This window comes from Nocardia sp. NPDC049707, assembly GCF_040674855.1.
In the GTDB taxonomy this organism is placed as follows: domain Bacteria; phylum Actinomycetota; class Actinomycetes; order Mycobacteriales; family Mycobacteriaceae; genus Nocardia.
The window spans coordinates 11,096-29,995 of sequence record NZ_JBFANN010000037.1 but is presented as its reverse complement, the minus strand read 5'-3'; the positions used below and the strand labels follow the sequence as shown (position 1 = coordinate 29,995).

Annotated in this window: 1 protein-coding gene; it reads right to left on the bottom strand. The window is 66.1% G+C overall.

Going from position 1 to position 18,900, the window contains the following annotated elements:
• Positions 1-6: 6 nt before the first annotated feature.
• Positions 7-18,243 (bottom strand): amino acid adenylation domain-containing protein, encoded by an 18,237-nt coding sequence (locus AB0J29_RS27200; RefSeq protein WP_364792126.1) that lies wholly within the window; start codon positions 18,241-18,243, stop codon positions 7-9.
• Positions 18,244-18,900 lie beyond the last annotated feature (657 nt).

Here is an 18,900-nt window from a genome sequence, read left to right as displayed (position 1 = left end):
ACGCGGTCATCGATCCAATCGTGTGTTGAGAATCCGGGCGATCTGGGCAACCGCGCTCGGTTCGGTCATTGCGAGGTGGGTCGCGTCGATGTCGAAATTCGTAATCTGCCCGCGGACCACCGACGCCCATCCCTTGTGACCCACAGCATCGGATCGCCTTTCCCGGGTCGCGGTGAAGTACAACATGTCGCTGTCCAAGACCGCGGGCCGCCACACACTGGCCGCCCGGATCCCCAGGTTGTAGGCGTCGGTCAGGCGCTCGATCATTGCGGCGTCGATACCGAGGCCGCCTCCCAGGTGCTGTTCGATCAGGTCGGCGGCTTCCTCGGCGGTCGCATCGGGGCGCACGAAATCGACGCCCATGACCGGACCGAGGTTGCTGATCAGTTCTCCGGTCGAGACGGCGGCGACCATCGACTCGTCGACACCGTCCACCTCGGCGTCCAACAGCGCCAATAGGGCGACTTGTTCACCGGCGGAGCGCATCTCGACGGCAATGGCATGGGCGAGCGCACCACCCAGCGACCAGCCGAGGAGATGATAGGGGCCGTGTGGCTGAACCGTGCGAATCTCGGCGAAGTAGCGTTCGGCCATTTCTTCGATCGATGTCGGACCGGGGACCTCGCCGCCGATTTGTGGCGCCTGAATGCCATAGATCGGTCGACCCTCGGACAGGTATCGGTCGAACGTGCGGTAGCTCCACGACAGGCCCAAGGCCGGGTGGATACAGAACAGTGGTGGTCGCTCACCACCGGTCCGGATCGGTAGCAGCACATCGAAGCCGATATCGGTCCGGTCGACCGTGAAACCGGAGCGCATTCCGGATTCGATCCGCTTTGCCAGGTCGGCCGGACAGGGATCCGACAACATCCAGCTGATCGGGACCTCGTAGTCGAGTTCTTTGCGCAACTCGCTCACTACTTGCACCGACTTCAGCGAGTTGCCACCCAACGCGTAGAAGTCGTCTTCGACGCCCACCCGATCCACGCCCAGTACCGTTCCGAAGGCCCGCGCGATCTCCCCTTCCAACCACGACGAGGGCTCCCTGAACTCCGCTACCGCGAGCACCGGCTCCGGTAGCCGCGTGCGGTCCAGCTTTCCCGACGCGGTGAGAGGCACCGTGTCGAGCACCATCACCGTGGTGGGCACCATGTAGTCGGGCAATTCGGTTTTCGCGTGCGCCAGGACCGCCGCGGTGTCGACCGTGGCGCCCGCGGCGGGCACCAGATAGCCGACGAAGTGGTCCACCGCACCGGTGGAGCGCACCACAGCGATCGCCCGGGCGATGCTGGGGTGCTCGGCGAGTACTGCCTCGATTTCACCGAGTTCGATACGCAGGCCACGCAGCTTCACCTGGAAATCGGTGCGGCCCAGGTATTCCAATTCGCCGGTATGGCGCCAGCGCACCAAGTCGCCGGTCCGGTACAGGCGGCCACCGTCACCGTACGGGTCGGGCACGAACCGTTCCGCGGTGAGGCCAGGGCGTGCCTGATAGCCGCGCGCGAGCTGGGTGCCCGCCAAGTACAGCTCCCCAGCAACGCCGGGCGGTACCGGATGTAACCGGTTGTCGAGTACGTATGCCCGCGCGTTCCATACCGGTGTGCCCATCGGCATGCTCCCGCTGTCGACTTCGGTTACCCGATGCGCGGCCGCGCACACGGTGAACTCGGTCGGCCCGTACAGATTGTGCAACTCGACCCCGGGCACTATTCGCCGCACCGCGGCCACCACTTCGGAACCGAATGCCTCACCGCCCACCAGGAACGTATGCACCGACTCCAGGGACTCCGCAGGCACCGCGTCCGCGAATACCGCCAGCATCGACGGCACGAATGCGGAGATCGTGACCCGTTGGGTGGCAATGGTTTCGGCGAGATAGGCCGGGTCGAGATGCCCGTCGGCTCGCGTGATCACCAGCCGCGCCCCCATCGCCAATGTCGCAAACAGCTCCCACACCGACATGTCGAACGTGGCCGGGGACTTCTGCAGCACTACGTCATTCGGCGTCAGTGCGTAGGTCGCGTTGACCCACCGCACCTGGTTTATCACCGAACAATGCGATACCGCAACACCTTTCGGTCGACCGGTCGACCCCGAAGTAAAGAGCAGGTATGCGATGTTGTGCGGTCGCAGCGGTGCGAGCCGATCGGTGTCGGTGACCGGCGTGTCATCGAATCCGGACAGCTCCAGCCCGTCGAGGGACGACAGCTCCAGCACCGGTGCGGCGATCGACAGCATGTACGCGATGCGGTCGGCCGGCAGGTCCGGATCGACCGGCACGTACCCACCGCCGGCGGCATGCACCGCGTACATGGCGGTGACCTGGTCCAGGGAACGCCGCATCCGCAGCGCCACCAACGACTCCGGCCCGACTCCGTGGGAGATCAACCACCGCGCCAACCGGTAGACGCGCGATGCGAATTCCGCATAGGTCAGTGACTGTTCGCCGAACATGACCGCGGGCCGGTCCGCATGCGCCTGCACCGAGTGGGTGAAGACCGAGGCGAGCGTTTCGTCCGAAGGGAGCCTGACATCGGTCGAATTCCACTGCGTCAGAACGGCTTCCCGTTCCACTGCGCCGAGCAGATCCACATCGTGCACCGGTTGTGCGGGATCGGCCGCCAGTGCGCCGAGCAATCGCAGCAGGCGATCGACGATCGCAGTGACGGTCGTCGAGTCGAAGAGGTCGGTCGCGTAGGTCACCGCACCGCTGATGCCGGCCGGGGTGCCGGTGCGGTCGTAGGAGTCCGACACGGTGATCTGCAGATCGAACAGTGCGGTGTCGATCTCGGCCGTCATGGCCGACGCCGACAGCCCCGGAAGTTCGAACTCGGCTCTGGCGAGGTTCTGGAATGCCAGCATCACCTGGAACAGTGGATGGTGCGCGTGCGACCGCACCGGGTTCAGCTCCTGCACCAGCCGCTCGAACGGAACATCGGCGTGTCCGAAGGCGGCCAGATCGGTCCCGCGCACATGCTCGAGCAGCTGGGTGAACGTCATCCCCGGGGTCAACCGGGTCCGCAGCACCAGGGTGTTGACGAACATCCCGACCAGATCGTCGAGTTCTGGCTCGCCGCGTCCGGCATACGGAGTGCCGATCGCGATGTCGTCCGTATCGGCCAGCCGGGCCATCGTGGCCGCCAGCGCAGCATGGAAGACCATGAACAGCGTCGTGTTGTGTGCTCGCGCGACCTGCTGCAATCCCGCGTGCAGATCGGCGCCGACAGTGATCGGTACGCTCGCACCTGCGTAGGTCTGTATAGGCGGACGCGGTCGGTCGGTCGGCAGCTCGAGCAAAACCGGAAGCTCCGCCAATTCGAGTGTCCAGTAGTCGATCTGGGCGCGTAGCAGCGATTCGGGATCGTCTTCGCTCCCCAACACCGTCCGCTGCCAGATCGCGTAGTCGGCGTATTGCACCGGCAGCGGCGGCCAGCTCGGTGTCTCCCCGTGCACGTGTGCTGTGTACGCGGTCATCATGTCCCGTGCCAGCGGACCCAGTGACGCCCCGTCGCAGCAAATGTGGTGCGCTACCACCGCCAGGACCCACTCGTCCTGCCCGAGCTCGAACAACCGTATCCGCACCGGGGTCTCGACCGTCACATCGAACACCGTCGAGATGAACGCCGACAACGATTCGGCCAGTTCCGGTTCCGCGACCGAGGTCACGGTAATCGGCGTGATCGCCTCGGCGGCGGGCAGGACAACCTGCAACGGCTCGCCCTCGGCATACGGGTATACGGTCCGCAGTACCTCGTGCCGGTTCAGCACATCGTCGACGGCCGCGCGCAGCGCGTCGAGATTCAGTGGTCCGGACAGCCGCAGCACGATCGGGATGCTGTAGGCAGCCGAGCCGGGCTCGAGCCGGTTCAGGAACCACATCCGCTGCTGTGCGTACGACAGGGGAATTCGCTGCGACCGTGGCTGCGCAGTCAGCGCCACCCGACCGGTGTCGGCCCGCGATTCGGCGCGCGCGGCCAACCTCGCGACCGTCGGCGCCTCGAAAATCATCGATGCCGGGATGGTCGCGTCGAGCGCGGCACCGATCCGCGCGGCTAAGCGGGTGGCTACCAGGCTGTTGCCACCCAGTTCGAAGAAGTCATCGTCGGCGCCTACCGGACCGTCGATGCCGAGGATATCGGCGAATACGCCGGCCACTATTTCCTCCGTCGGTGACGCCGGGGCCCTGAATCGCTTGGCCTGGACGGTGGGTGCGGGCAGGGCCGCGCGGTCGAGCTTTCCGTTCGGCGACAGGGGGATCTTGTCGAGGATCATCACCGCGGCAGGCACCAGGTACGACGGCAGCACCTCGGCCAACGCCGCCCGCAACTGTTCGCCCGACAGACTCGACCCGATGCCGGGCACCACATAGGACACCAGCGTCACCGGACCGGTGCCGTCCTGTCGCGCCACGGTGACCGCGTATGTCACATCCGCCTGTGTCCGCAGCACCGCGTCGATCTCGCCCAGCTCGACCCGGTAACCACGGATCTTCACCTGGGAATCGTTGCGCCCCAAGAACTCCAAGGCGCCATCGGTATTCCAGCGCACCACATCACCGGTGCGGTACATGCGACGTCCCGGCTCCCCGAACGGATGCGCCACGAATTGCGCCGCACTCGTCGCCGCCCTGTTCAGGTACCCGCGTGCCAGCGCGGGGCCCGCCAGATACAGCTCTCCGGCCGCCCCGACCGGCACCGGCTGCAACCGGGCATCCAGCACCAGCGCCTGGGTTCCCGGCCGCGGGGCACCGATCGTCGGCCGGTCATCCGGTCGCAGCGCACCCGTCGCCGTGGCGACTATCGTGGCCTCGGTCGGCCCGTACAGCACCTGGAACTTCCGGGCGCCGGCGAGGTCGGTGCCCGCCCATCGGCTCACCAGGTCCGCTGGGACCACGTCACCACCGGACATGACCAGCCGCAGGTCGTCCAGCCCGGCCGGATCCACCGACGCGAGCGCGGCCGGGGTCATGAAGGCGTGGGTGACCCGCTGCACGCGTAGGAGTTCGGCCAGCTCACCGCCGCCGTAGATCGCAGTCGGCGCCACGACCAGTGCTCCGGCCCCGCTGACCGCGATCAGGATCTCCATCAGCGCGGCGTCGAACGACGGCGACGCGAAATGCAACACCCTGGACGTGTGCTGGAGTTCGCGATCGGTGCGCCACCCCGAGACGAAGTCGGCGATGCCGGAATGGGTGATAGCGACACCTTTCGGCACCCCGGTGGATCCGGAGGTGAAGACCACGTAGGCGACATCCGAGACCCGCAGCGGCCGCGTCCGCTCGTCATCGCCGATCGGGCCGCTCGCCGTCGCGTCGATCTGCGTGGCGATGGCCGGGTCGTCGAGCACGATCCAGTCCACCGAATCGGGCATCTGGGCACGCACCGACGACACCGTAACTCCCAGCGTCGCACCGGAATCCGACACCATCTGCGCGATCCTGCCCGCAGGATAGCCCGGGTCCATGGGTACGTGTGCCGCACCCGTCTTGACCACTGCCCACCACGCGACGACGGACTCCGTCGACCGCGCGGCCGCCACCAGCACCGGATGCTCGGGTCCAGCGCCGCGGCGGATCAGTAACCTCGCCAGCCGGTTGGACTGTTCGTCCAGCTGCGCATACGACAAGGTGGCATCCCCCGAGGCGACGGCGATACCGTCGCCGTTGTCCCGGACGGCCGAGGCGAACACCTCCGGTAGCAGTCCGGATGGCTCCAGCGCCGCTACGGCGTGTGCCCCCACTCGCGACGTGAGAGCCGAGCGCTCGCCGGCTTCCAACCAGTCGATATCCCCGATCACTACGGACGGATCATCCGCGACGGCTTCCAACACCCGCACCAGTCGCCGGACGATCGCCGCTGCGGTCGCCTCGTCGAACAGATCCCGCGCATAGGTCATCATTCCCGAGATGCCTTGCGCCACACCGGCATTTACGGGTGAATCGGCCAGCACCAGTTGCAGGTCGAACTGGCTCGCCCCGGTATCCACATCCGCGCGGGCAACCTGGACGTCGGGCAGCGCCACATCGACCGTCGACACGTTCTGGAATGCCAGGGCCACCTGGAACAACGGATGCCGCGCCGCCGATCGCTCCGGGTTCAACTCCTCCACGACCCGCTCGAACGGCACGTCCGCGTTTTCGAACGCCAGCAGGTCCATCTCCCGGGTGCGCATCAGCAACTCGGCGAAGGGCTCGCCGGTATCCACCCGGGTCCGCAAGGCGAGGGTATTCACGAACATCCCCACCAGATCGTCCAGACCGGGTTCGCCCCGCCCCGCGACCGGGGTGCCGATCACAACGTCATCGGTGCCACTGAGCCGCCCCAGTACGGTTGCCAACGCTGCATGCATCACCATGAACAGCGACGCCCCCCGCGACCGTGCCAGCGCGAGCAGCCGCTCGTGCAGCCGCGCACCGATCTGCACCGGTACCCGGGATCCCGACAGGGATGCGACGGCCCGGCGTGGTCGGTCCGCCGGTAGTTCCAGCCGGTCCGGTGCCCCCGCGAGCGTCGAGCGCCAGAACTCCAGCTGCGCCGACATCAACGACGCCGGATCGTCCGCGGCCCCCAGCATTTGCCGTTGCCACCACGCGAAGTCGGCGTATTGCACGGCGAGCGGTTCCCATTCCGGCGCGTGCCCGGCCAATCGCGCGGTATACGCCACCATGACGTCACGAGCCAGTGGCCCCATCGACTGACCATCGCCTGCAATGTGATGGACCACCAGCGCCAGCAGGAATTCTCCGGTGTCACTGTCGGACTCGGCGTCGAGCTCGAACAATCCCACTCGCATCGGCACTCGTGCGGTCACATCGAATCCGCGCCGCACGAACTCGCCCACCACATCCGGGACCGACTCCACCGATACGCGCACCGGTTCCACCGGCACCGCGGGCTCGTCGAGAACGACCTGCCGTGGCTCACCGGAGATTTCCGGATATATCGTCCGCAATACTTCGTGACGTGCGACCACATCCACGAGCGCGGCTGTAAGCGCTTCGGTGTCCAGCCGTCCAGACAACCGCAGCATCACCGGAATGTTGTAGGCCGCCGATTCGGGTTCGAACCGGTTCAGCAGCCACGTCCGCTGCTGTGCCAGCGACAGCGGCACGGGGTCGGGGTGCACTCCGGACCGCAGGGGCAACCGGCCTCCACCGCCGAGTGACCCGGCGTGCGCGGCCAATCCGCTGACAGTCGGCGCCTCGAATACCGACCGCACCGGCACGCGCACGTCCAGGGCCGCGCCGATGCGCGCCGCCACCAGCGAGGCGCTGAGCGAATCGCCGCCCAGTGCGAAGAAGTCGTCGTCGACGCCCACCTGGTCCACGTCGAGCACCTGCTCGAATGTCCGCGCGACCAACTCTTCCACCCCTGGTGCCGGCGCTCGGAATTCGCGCGCGACGGCAACTGGCTCGGGCAACCGCTCGCGATCCAGCTTCCCGTTGGCGGTCAGCGGCACCTCATCCAGCACGATCACCACGGACGGCACCATGAACCGGGGCAACGCCTCGGCCAGCGCCCCACGCAACTCCACGCCCGACACCTCCGTCCCGGTTGCGGGCACGACATAGGACACCAGCAGCGCTGGTCGCCCGTCATCGCTGCGCGGCACGGTGACCGCGTATGCCACATCCGCACGCGCACCCAGTATCGCGTCGATTTCCCCCAGCTCGATTCTGGTGCCGCGCACCTTCACCTGAAAATCGTTGCGCCCCAAGAACTCCATCGCGCCATCGGCACTGCGGCGCACCACGTCACCGGTCCGGTACATGCGCTGACCCGGTTCCCCGAACGGGCATGCGACGAACCGCGCCGCGGTCAACCCCATCCTGGCGACGTACCCCTCGGCCAGGCCGGTGCCGAACAGGTACAGCTCGCCCGCGACACCGTGTGGCACGGGTCGTAACCAGGTATCCAGGACCACGGCCGCGACGGGACCGACCGGCCCTCCGATCGTGACCGCGGCACCGGGCACCAGCGCATCGCTGGCGGTAGCCCAGATCGTGCTTTCGCTCGGCCCGTACAGATTGACCATAGTGCGCTGCGCCGCCCACCGATCGACCAGTTCCGGCCCGACCGGCTCGCCGGCTGTCGCCAGCACGCGCAGCCCGTCGAGACCCTCGGACGGAACTGTCGCCAGCGCCGAGGGGGTCACTACAGCATGCGAAATATGTTCGCGCCCGATCAGATCCGCCAGCTCGGGGCCGGCGTAGACATCGGCCGGCGAGACCACCAATCGGCCGCCCGAGCCGTGCGCCAGCAACAACTCGAACACCGAGGCGTCGAAGCTGGGCGAGGCGACCTGCAGTACCACCGACATCGGGTCGACGCCGAGTATTCGCCGCTGCGCCGCGACAATATCGGCTAGGCCCCGGTGGCTGACGAGTACGCCCTTGGGCGTACCCGTCGACCCCGACGTGTAGCTCACGTACACGGTCTGATCCCGCCGAATCGGCCCGCCGCGTTCGGCATCGGTGATCGGCGTGGCGGGAACCGAGTCCATGGCATCGAGCGTCTGCTCCTCGTCGAGGATCAGCCAGTCGACGCCGTCGGGAAGCTGCTTCCCGGCGGACGTGTAGGTCAGCCCGAGCACGGCTTTCGAGTCGGACAGCAGGAATTCGATCCGCTCTGCCGGCAGGGTCGGATCGATCGGCAGGAAAGCCGCACCGGTCTTCGCCACGGCCCACAGGGTGACCGTCGCCGCCAGGGAGCGTGGAAGCAGAGAGGCGACGATCTGTCCCCGCCGCGCGCCGTGCCGCAGCAGGACTCGGGCCAGACGTGCGGATCGCTCGTCGAGCTGCTGGTAGGTCATGGCGGCCGTGCCGCACCGCACGGCGATCGCGGCGGGTTCGGCGGCAGCGGAAGCTGCGAGTATCCGATCCAACGTCTCCGGGATCTCCCGTTCCGCACCCGAAACGGGCCACGACGGCCCTGGTTCCTCGTCGAGCGGCAGCTCGCCCAGCCGCACGTCGCCGTGTGCGGCGATCTGGCACAGCAACTCGACGAAGCGGTCGAGGATGCGGCGCGCCGACGCGGTGTCGAAGGCACGGTTGTGGAATCGGAGGGTGATCCGCAGTCCCTGTGCCTCGCCGTGCTCGGACTGCCTCGGTTCCACGACCAGGCTCAACGGGTACGGCGTCGCGTCCACACCGCTGAGTTCGTTCACCTGTAGGCCCGCCGAATCGACGAGTTGCTGCAGTGCCGTCCGGTCGACGGGGAACGACTGGAAGGTGATGGCGGTGTCGAAGAGTTCGGGCAGTCCGACGCTGCGGTGAATCTCGGGCAGGCCGATATGGTGATGATCCAGCATGCGGGCGTGCCATGCCTGAATGCCGGTCAGCAACTCGTGGACCGTCATTGTGGGTTCGAGCGGGACTCGCACCGGAATCGTATTCAGAAACATGCCGAACGTCTGATCGACCAGCGGCAACTCCGGGGGCCGGCCCGACACCGAGGAGCCGAAGATCACATCGGTCTCACCGGTCAGTACACGTAGATTCAGGGCCCAAGCCGCGGCGACGGCCGTATTGATGGTGACGGCCGCCTCCGCCGCCACTCGCCGGAGTTCTCGGAAATGATCCGCCGTCAGCTCGGCCTCGACCTCGTCGGCGGATACCATGCTCGCGGAACCGTTGTTGCGGGACACCCGGGTGGGTGCGTCGACATCCGAAAAGGCTTGCGCCCATGCAGCTTTGGATGCGGCGATGTCCTGCCGACGCAGCCAGGCCAGATAGTCGCGGTAGGAGGGCGCGGGTCCGGCGGAGTTGATATGCGCGGGAGATCCGTAGTAGTCGAGCAGTTCTCGCATCAGCAGTGGCATCGACCAGCCATCCAGGATCATATGGTGATTCGTGACGAGCAGCCGGAAGGATCCCGCATCGAGACGGATCAGCGTCAAGCGCAGCAGCGGAGGAGCCGACAGGTCGAATCCCACGGCCGCGTCCGCTGCGGCAATAGATTCCGGGTCGGCCGGGGATTCCGCATCGCCACCACCGGCGAGATCGATCTCGCGGAACCCGATCTCGGCATGGTCCAGCACGATCTGGCACGGCCCGGCCGCCGTCTCCACAAAGGCGGCCCGCAGAACATCGTGCCGGTCGACCACGGCCTGAGCGGCACGTCGCAGGCGCTCGGCGTCGACCGCGCCGGAAAACCCGATCATCGTCTGGACGGTGTAGTTGTCCCCGGCGTCCGGGTCGAACGTGGAGTGGAAGTGCATCCCGGATTGCGTGGGCGACAACGGCCATACGTCCGACAGCCCGCGGTACTGCCGCTCGAGCCGATCGATCTCGGCTTGGGCGAGCGCGACGAGCGGAAAACCCGAGGCCCGATCCGCCATCGGGAGTCGACGGGGTTCCTCGATCGTCACAGCAGCCGCATCGCCGCCCGCCATTGCGGCGAGCGCGGCAACTGTCTTGCCTTCGAAGACATCTCGCGGCGTGAGCATGAGCCCGGCGGATCTCGCCAGCGCCACCAGCCGCATCGAGACGATGCTGTCCCCGCCGAGCGCGAAGAAGTTGCTATCGGCGGACACCGTGTCGAGATGGAGCACATCGGCGAAGAGTGCCGCCACGACCTGCTCCGCATGCGTCGACGGCGGCCTACCACCCGCGGCGGCGTCGGCATCGAAGGCGCGCTGCTGCAACGCTTTCCGATCGAGCTTTCCGCTAGGCGTGCGCGGCATCTCGTCGAGCTGCACGATCGCCGCGGGGTTCATATAGCGAGGTAGCCTGCCCGCGAGATCGTCGTCGAGTGCCGCCACATCCACAGCGGCGCCCGGCGCGGGGACGACGTAGGAGACCAGAACCGGTTCCCCGGCAGGTCCGGTCACCGCAACGGTGGCGACACTCGCCACGTCCGGGTGCCGGGCCACGTGGGCATCTATCTCCCCCGGCTCGATCCGCAGGCCGTGAATCTTGACCTGTTGATCGCAGCGGCCCAGATATTCCAGTGCCAACCCGGCGCGTCCGCGCACCCAGCGCACGGAATCACCGGTGGCGTAGATCCGCTCGCCGCGGGTGGATCGCGGATCCGCGACGAAGCGCGATGCGGTCACGCCCGGTTGATCGACGTACCCGCGGGCAAGTCCGGGCCCACCGATATAGAGTTCGCCCGCGACCCCGACCGGCACCGGTCGCAGCCACATGTCGAGGACCACCGCGGACGCGCCCAGGATCGGGCCGCCGATCGTCACCGGCTCGCCGGGGTCGAGGGCATCCGACCCCGTCGCCCAAATCGTGCACTCGGTCGGTCCGTAATGATTCATCAGCCGTCGCCCAGTGCCCCATCGGTGCACGGTGTCCGGCCCGGTCGCTTCGCCGACCACCGCGACCGATGTCAACGTCGGCGTCCGGGACGGATCCATGGTGTTCAGCACGGACGGGGTGATGATCGCGTGCGAAACCTGCTGCGACCGAAGCAGTTCCTCGAGGTCGGTCCCGGCGTACACCTCTGGTGGCGCCACCACGAGACAGGCGCCACTGCGGTGCGCCAGCAGCAACTCCGCCAAGTAGGCGTCGAATCCCGGCGACGCGACCTGCAACACCGCCGACTCCGTCCCCACACCAAAGGCGTCGACTTGCGCCGCGACAAGATCGGCCAGACCTCGATGGCTGAGGTGGACCGCCTTCGGTTTGCCGGTCGATCCGGATGTATAGATCACGTATGCCGCATTGTCGGCCGACAGCCGGTCGGCCCCGGCCGGGATACCGGACGGGTGAGGTAGATCCGCACGATCGTCCGAAGCCGAAGTGTCCAGAATCAACCAATCGACGGTATCCGGAAGCTGCGGTGCGACAGCGCTGGTCGTCACGCCCAGACTGGTCCGCGAGTCGGACAGCAACTCCCCGATCCGCGCGGCCGGACTGCCGGGATCCAACGGCAGGAAGGCGGCACCTGTTTTCGCCACCGCCCAGATCGCGACGACCAGTTCGGCCGAACGGGGCACGGCCAATGCGACGATCGATTCGGCGCGAGCACCGTGGCCGGCCAGCAGGCGAGCGAACCCGTCGGCGCGACGCTCGAGTTCACGATAGGTCCACGCGGTGTCACCGAACCGGACAGCCACGGCATCCGGATACCGCCGTGCTGTCCCCCACAGGATGTCGCGCAGCATGAGCTCCGCGGCTGGCTTCGCGCCGCTGACCGAAAGCAGTTCCGCGCGTTCGGAATCCCAGCACGAGGAGATCGCGGCGACCTTCCGGGCGGGATCGATGACGATCTGGGTGAGCAGCAGCTCGAATCGTTGAAGCAACGTGCGGGCGTCGTCGGAATCGAATCGGTCGGTGGCGAATTTCAGTGTCACCGTATAGGTGTCGGTCTCCTCGGCGTCCGGTCGCCCGTCGCGACTCGACCGCGGCGGGGTCACTTGCAAACTCAGCGGATACGGCGTGGCATCGTGTGCGTCGATCTCGACGAGCCGCAATCCGGCGTCGGAGAGATTGCGCGCCAACAGTTCCCGATCGAGTGGATACGATTCGAGCACCGTCGCGGTGTCGAACATATCGGTGATGCCGGTGGCCCGTTGCAGCTCGGCCAAGCCGATGTGCTGGTGATCGAGCATTGCGGCCTGTTCGGATTGCACGCGGACGAGCAGATCGCCGATGGTTTCGTCGGGTTCGAGCCGGACGCGGACGGGCAGCGTGTTGACCAGGAGCCCGACCATGCGTTCGACATCCGGAAGCTGCGGCGGGCGCTGCGACATCGTATTGCCGAACACCACATCCGACCGTCCGGTCAGGACGGCCACCAGCAATGCCCACCCCACCTGCAGGGCCGTGTTGGCAGTGACGCCGTGCGAGCGGCCCAGATCAAGGATTGCGGCGGTGGTCGCGGCGTCCAGGTGCAGGCCGACTTCACCGGCGTCCGCGGTGACGGTTCGCTCCGACCCGGTGGTGACCCGCGTCGGAGCGTCGATTCCGGCGAGCATCTCCCGCCACGCGGCGGTGGCGGCGTCGCGATCCTGAGCCTGTAGCCACTGCAGATACTCTCGGTACGAACGAGGGGGCGTGAGCGCGGCAGTATCGCAATCGGATATGTACAACGAGAGCAACTCGTGGATCAGCACCGGCATGGACCAGCCGTCCAGCACGAGGTGGTGGTTGGTGACCAGCAGCTGGAACATCTCGGCGCCGGTGCGCACGAGGTGGAACCGCAGCAGCGGCGGGCGTGCCGGGTCGAATGGAGCCGCAGCCGCCATCGCGAGTCGCCGGAGTGCTGCTGCCTGCTCGCCGACATCGCTGATGTCGGTGATACTCGATTCGCCCCAATCGACCTTGGTGTCGCGCAATACGATCTGACGTGGCCCATCGGCACTCTCGACGAACGCGGTCCGCAGGCTGTCGTGCCGATCGATGAGCACCTGTGCGGCCCGCCGCATCCGATCCCCATCCACCTGCCCGGCAAACGTCAGCGCCGCCTGCACGATGTAGCCGTCGACGCCGTCCCGGTCGTAGATCGTGTGGAACAGCAGCCCGGACTGCAGGGCGGTCAGTGGCCACACATCGGTCATCGATGGGTATTCCCGCAGCCAGTGGTCGACATCGTCCTGCGATATCGCAGTGAGCGGGAAGTCGGATGGCGTGAAACCGTATGCGGTTTCGGCTCGGACGTGCTCGGCAAGCGCCTCCAGGGCTCGAGCCCACAGGCCGGCGAGCTCGTCGACCTCGGCATCGCCCAACACCTGCGAGGCGAACTCCCAGGTCACGTCGAGTTCGAGCCCGTCGCGACCTTCCTCGGCGATCGCATTGATATCGAGCACCGCCGACAGTGCCATCCTGGGATCGCTCGTCGCGGTCAGTGCGGTGAATTCGGTGGTGGGCGTCCAGGGGCCCGAGCGTTCACCGACACCCACCCGACCGAGGTAGTTGAAACTGATCTGCGGTTCGGGCAGGTTTGCGAGCTCGGCGCTCCCCCGGGAATCGAGATGGCGCAGCATCTGATAGCCGATGCCGTTGCCGGGCACCGCGCGCAACTGCTCCTTCACCTGCTTTATCGCCAGTCCCGCAGCCATACCGCCGGCCAGCGCATCATCGAGGTCGACATTCTCGCATTCGATCCGGACCGGGAAGCGGCTGGTGAACCAGCCAACGGTGGCGCTGAGATCGGCGCCGGGTACGGCCCGCTCCTCGCGGCCGTGTCCCTCCAGTGCGATCAACTCTCCGGCGGCTGCCGCCGTACCGCGCCTGCGCCGCCACTCACCGAGTGCCAGTACCAGGGCCGCCAGCAGCGGATCGTTGGCACCGCAATGGAAGCGGTCCGGAATGGTGATGAGAACCGCCTCGGCAACCGCTGCCGGGATGCGCTGATGTACTCGGCCCGCCGTGGCCCCGACGTCACGATCCGGGTCCAGACGGCGGGCTCCGAGTAGCTGATCGCCGCGCTCGAGTACGTCTTTCCACAGGTCGAGCTCCACCGACCGCCGGCCCGGCGCCTGCTCGACCAGGCCATGCACCCATCGCCGGAACGTGGTGGTGACCGGGCCGAAATGCGGTTCCCCGCCGTCGGCAGCCTGGGACCATGCCTGCGCGAGGTCGGCGAGGATGATGCGCCACGACACCGCGTCGACGGCGAGGTGGTGGATCACCAGCCACATCAGGTCGGGTCCCGAGCCGTTGCGATCCCGCAGCCAGACGGCCTGAACGAGCACACCGTTGCCCGGGTCCAATCGATCCGCGGCATCGTGCAGGTGCCGGTCGACTTCGGCGGCGTCACGTCGATCGAGCCGAACCTCGACGAGCGCGGTATCCGGATCGACAGCTCCCCGATCGAGTACCTCGATGTACCGATCAACCGAATCGCCGTCGCGCAGTACCGCGCGCAGCACATCGTGACGGTCCAGTAAGGATCCCAATGCGCGCACGAGACCCGCTCGATCGACCCGCTCGGGCAGCTGCACGAGCGCGGCCTGGGCGAATCGGTCGTAATGACCCCGCTCGAGCATTGCGTGCATGATCGGCGACAACGGCATCGGCCCTACGCCGCCACCGGGCAGCTCGGCCAACTCGGGGGTATCGCCGGCTTCCGTCGCCGTGGCCGCCAGGCCCGCGACGGTCTTGTGCACGAACACATCTTGGGTGGAGAAACTCAGGCCCTCGGCCTTGGCCCGCGCTACCAGCCGGATCGACAGAATACTGTCGCCGCCGAGGGCGAAGAAGCTGTCGTCGGCCCCTACTCGAGGCACGCCGAGCACCTCGGTGAACAGCCTTGCGACCGCCTCTTCTCGGGCTGTGGCCGGCGCCCGCCCGACCGGCGCTGTCCCGAATTCGGGCTTCGGCAAAGCGCTGCGATCGAGCTTGCCGAAGGCGTTCACCGGGAGGCTGTCCAACGAGAGGATCACCGCCGGAACCATGTGCGACGGTAGCGAATCGCGCGCGAAGCCCTGGATTTCGAGCGGATCGACCCGGTGGCCGTCGACCGGGACGACATAGGACGCCAGCACCGTCGTACCGACATTGTTTCGCACCGGCACCGTGACGGAAAGATCCACGTCTTCGTGTGTGGTGAGCGCGGCATCGATTTCACCCGGTTCGATCCGGTATCCGCGGATCTTGACCTGGAAGTCGCTGCGCCCCATCAACTCCAGCGTCGCCTCGGCGTTCTCGCCGGTCCAACGCGCGATATCGCCGGTGCGGTACATCCGCTCACCGGCGCTGCCGTATGGATCGGCGACGAACCGTGTGGCGGTTTCGACGAACCGATGGCTGTAGCCACGGGCCAAGCCCGGCCCAGCGAGATACAACTCGCCCGCGGTCCCCTTGGGCACCGGTTGCAGCGTTCGGTCCAGCACCATCGCGGAGAAGCCACGGATGGGGCCACCGACGGTGTGGGCGCGGCCGGGGCTCAGCATGGCGCCCGCGGCGGTCACCGTGGTTTCGGTGGGACCGTATTCGTTGTACATGGACAAGTACGGTGTCCACCGCTCGATGACATGCGGCGGACAAACATCGCCACCGACCACGACCACTCGTAGGTCGGTTGCCGGATGCGGGTCCACGGTTGCCAGCATCGTGGGCGTCAGCGTCAGGTGGGTGACGTACTCGTCGGCCAGCAGTTGTGTGAGCGGTTCACCTCCGGTCACCTCGGGCGGCACGATCACCAGCGTGGATCCGTTCGCGAAGCAGGTCAGAAACTGTTCCAGGGAGGCGTCGAAACTGGGCGAGAGGGCATAGGACACGCGGGAGTTCGCGTCGATGCCGTACGTGGCGGTGCGGTCGGCAACCAGATTCGCGAGGCCGGTGTGGGTGACCTGGACACCTTTCGGCGCTCCGGTGGATCCCGAGGTATAGGTCACGTAGGCGACGTTGGACGGCCGTATCGGGCGGATACGGTCATCGTCGGAAATCGGCCCGCCCACGGCGTCGAAGTCCACCGAGGTTGCGGGGTCGTCGAGAACCACACGGTGTACTGCGTGCGGGACCAGCCCGCGCAGGGCGTCGACCGTGATCGCCACGGTTGCACCGCTGTCGGCGACGATCTGTTCTATCCGCTTCGACGGGTACTCGGGTGCCAATTGGACAAACGCGGCCCCGCATTTCGCGACCGCCCACGTCGCCACGACCGATTCGACCGAGCGTCGCAGCATGATCGCCACCGCCGTGTCCGGCCCACAGCCCAGAGCTATCAGCTGTCGGGCCAACTGGGAGGATCTGGTGTCCAGCTCGCCGTACGTCATCGTCTGCCCGGCCGCGGCGATCGCGCACGCACTGGGATTCCGGCGTGCACTGTCGGTCAGAATCTCCGGAAGTAGCCGTGTTTCGACCCCACTGGGCCCCCTTACCGGTAACAGCGCAGACCGTTCCTGTACTTCGAGCAGCGGCAGTCTGCTGATCGGAAATTCGTCTCCCCCGGCGAGGAATTCGTGCAGAAATATGCAGAACCGTCGGTGGTGAGCAGCGAGCTCGTCAGAGCTGTAGGAATTCGGATTCCCCTGGAAGTCGATATGTGTGCTGTCCTTGCCCGCACCCGGGTAGATATTGACGAAAAGGTCGGCGGTAGGGCCCGAGGTGAGGACATTGAGGCGGCCTGTCGTATTGCCGACAACAACCTCGTTATCAATCATCATGAGGTTGACGGCCGGCCCGAAGGATGCGGCCTCGTCGCGCGCAATCCCCATATCATGAAATATGTCCTCTTGGCGGTAGCGCTGCCGCCGAAGGGCACTTGTCAATTCGCTTTGCGTAGCGGCGATCAGTTCACCGACGCTGTGGCCGGAGACCCGCACTCGCAGCGGGACCACATTTGCCACCATCCCCCCGGAACGGCGCAGCACGGCAGAATGCCGACCCGAAACCGGCAGGCTCAGCAGTACTTCATCGCTTCCGGTCATCCGCGCGAGATATGCGGCGAACGCCGCGACGATGGTTGGAGTCACGCTCGGGCCGTGCGCGAGCGCGACGCTTTCCAGTAGCTGTGCGGTGGTGTCCGGTAACTCTGTGCTGACCAGCGCCGGATGAATGGTGGGCTTGCCAACGCGACCGGCCAGGCTGACGACGGGAGGTGCGCCTGCCAGGTGCTCGAGCCAGTATCTGCGATCGTTGTCGAAACGCGCCGAACGTCGGTACGCCAGATCCTGCTCGACGACGGCCCCCAGGTCCTGCGCCGCGCACGGCGCGGGTTCCTCGAATTTCGTCCAAGCGTTGTACAACTCGGTTATCCGGTGCAGCATTGTCACCGCGGCGAATCCGTCGAGCGCAATATGGTGCGCGCGCTGATACCACAGGAAATGGTCCTCGCCGACCTGGAACACAATGCTTGTCATGAGGTCGTCGTTCAGCAGGTCCAGCGGAGCGGAATAATCCTGAACCATAATTCGGTGCGCAGTCGCAACCGGATCGATGTGCCGGCGCAAGTCCATGATCGAAACCTGAGCTTGATACTCCTCGTCGACGAACTGAAATGGCTCTCCGTCGACCTCGATCAGGCGCATATTTCCGGACCCGAACTCGCGACCGGCGGTTTTGCAAGCCTCGGCGAGCAAATCCATGTCCAACTCGCCGACGATCTCGACATACTGGGCCACAGATATAGGCGACGATTCCGCGAGATGCTGGGCAAACCAGATTCCCCGCTGGGCCGCAGTCAATGGAAGAATGTCGTATGACGGCAGTCGCACGGATCCGCTACGGGTGTAGCGCGCACCGGAACCGTTACCTGAATCGGGGTTTCCGGAAAGACCGAATGAGCCGGTTTGCAACGATTTCGACCATGACGGACTGCGATCGATGCCACTCTTCGATTGGTCCATATCGACCTCCGCTGACATCTCTCATATCAAGAGCTCAGTAGTTTTGCTGTAAAGTTGCCGATATCAGTTTGTTGGAATTTTGCAACATGGTGACGACAACCAGATCGCATGTTCTGAGACGCAGTCATGGCGATCGACATCTGATTTCGTCGACGCATGCGTGGCGTCCTCGTCGGTCGGACTCCTCAGTCATCTGTCCATCTTCGGGTCGCTCGTAGGGCAGGGCCCAGGGACTGGAGCTATCAGGATCGGGTGCCGTCCGGCGGTTGCTGGCAAATGTGCCGCAGGCTCTTGTCGTGCCATGGATACGACGATAACGTGGCATGTAAGGTTATGCGAGCGTTGCTTGGTGGTTCGTGTCGATAGACAGCAAAGATTGAGCTAATGTCCGTCGTGGGCGGTTGGGTTAGGCTACTGACAGTTCCATCGCTCCATGGCCGGTCTCGAAATCGCAAACAACTGCGAATACTCTAGCATCAGGTAGACGTCAAATCCTACGGAGATCCAACGCCCCCAGCCCGCCGAGGCGATTCCTCGGTCAGAGGTATGCTCATGATTAGCGGTGATTGAGCTTGTGGCGGCTGACAGCGCCTGTTGACCTGGGGTGTCCACGCATTCATGAGTCGCTGAATTACACGCCGCGAAATCCCTGTTTCT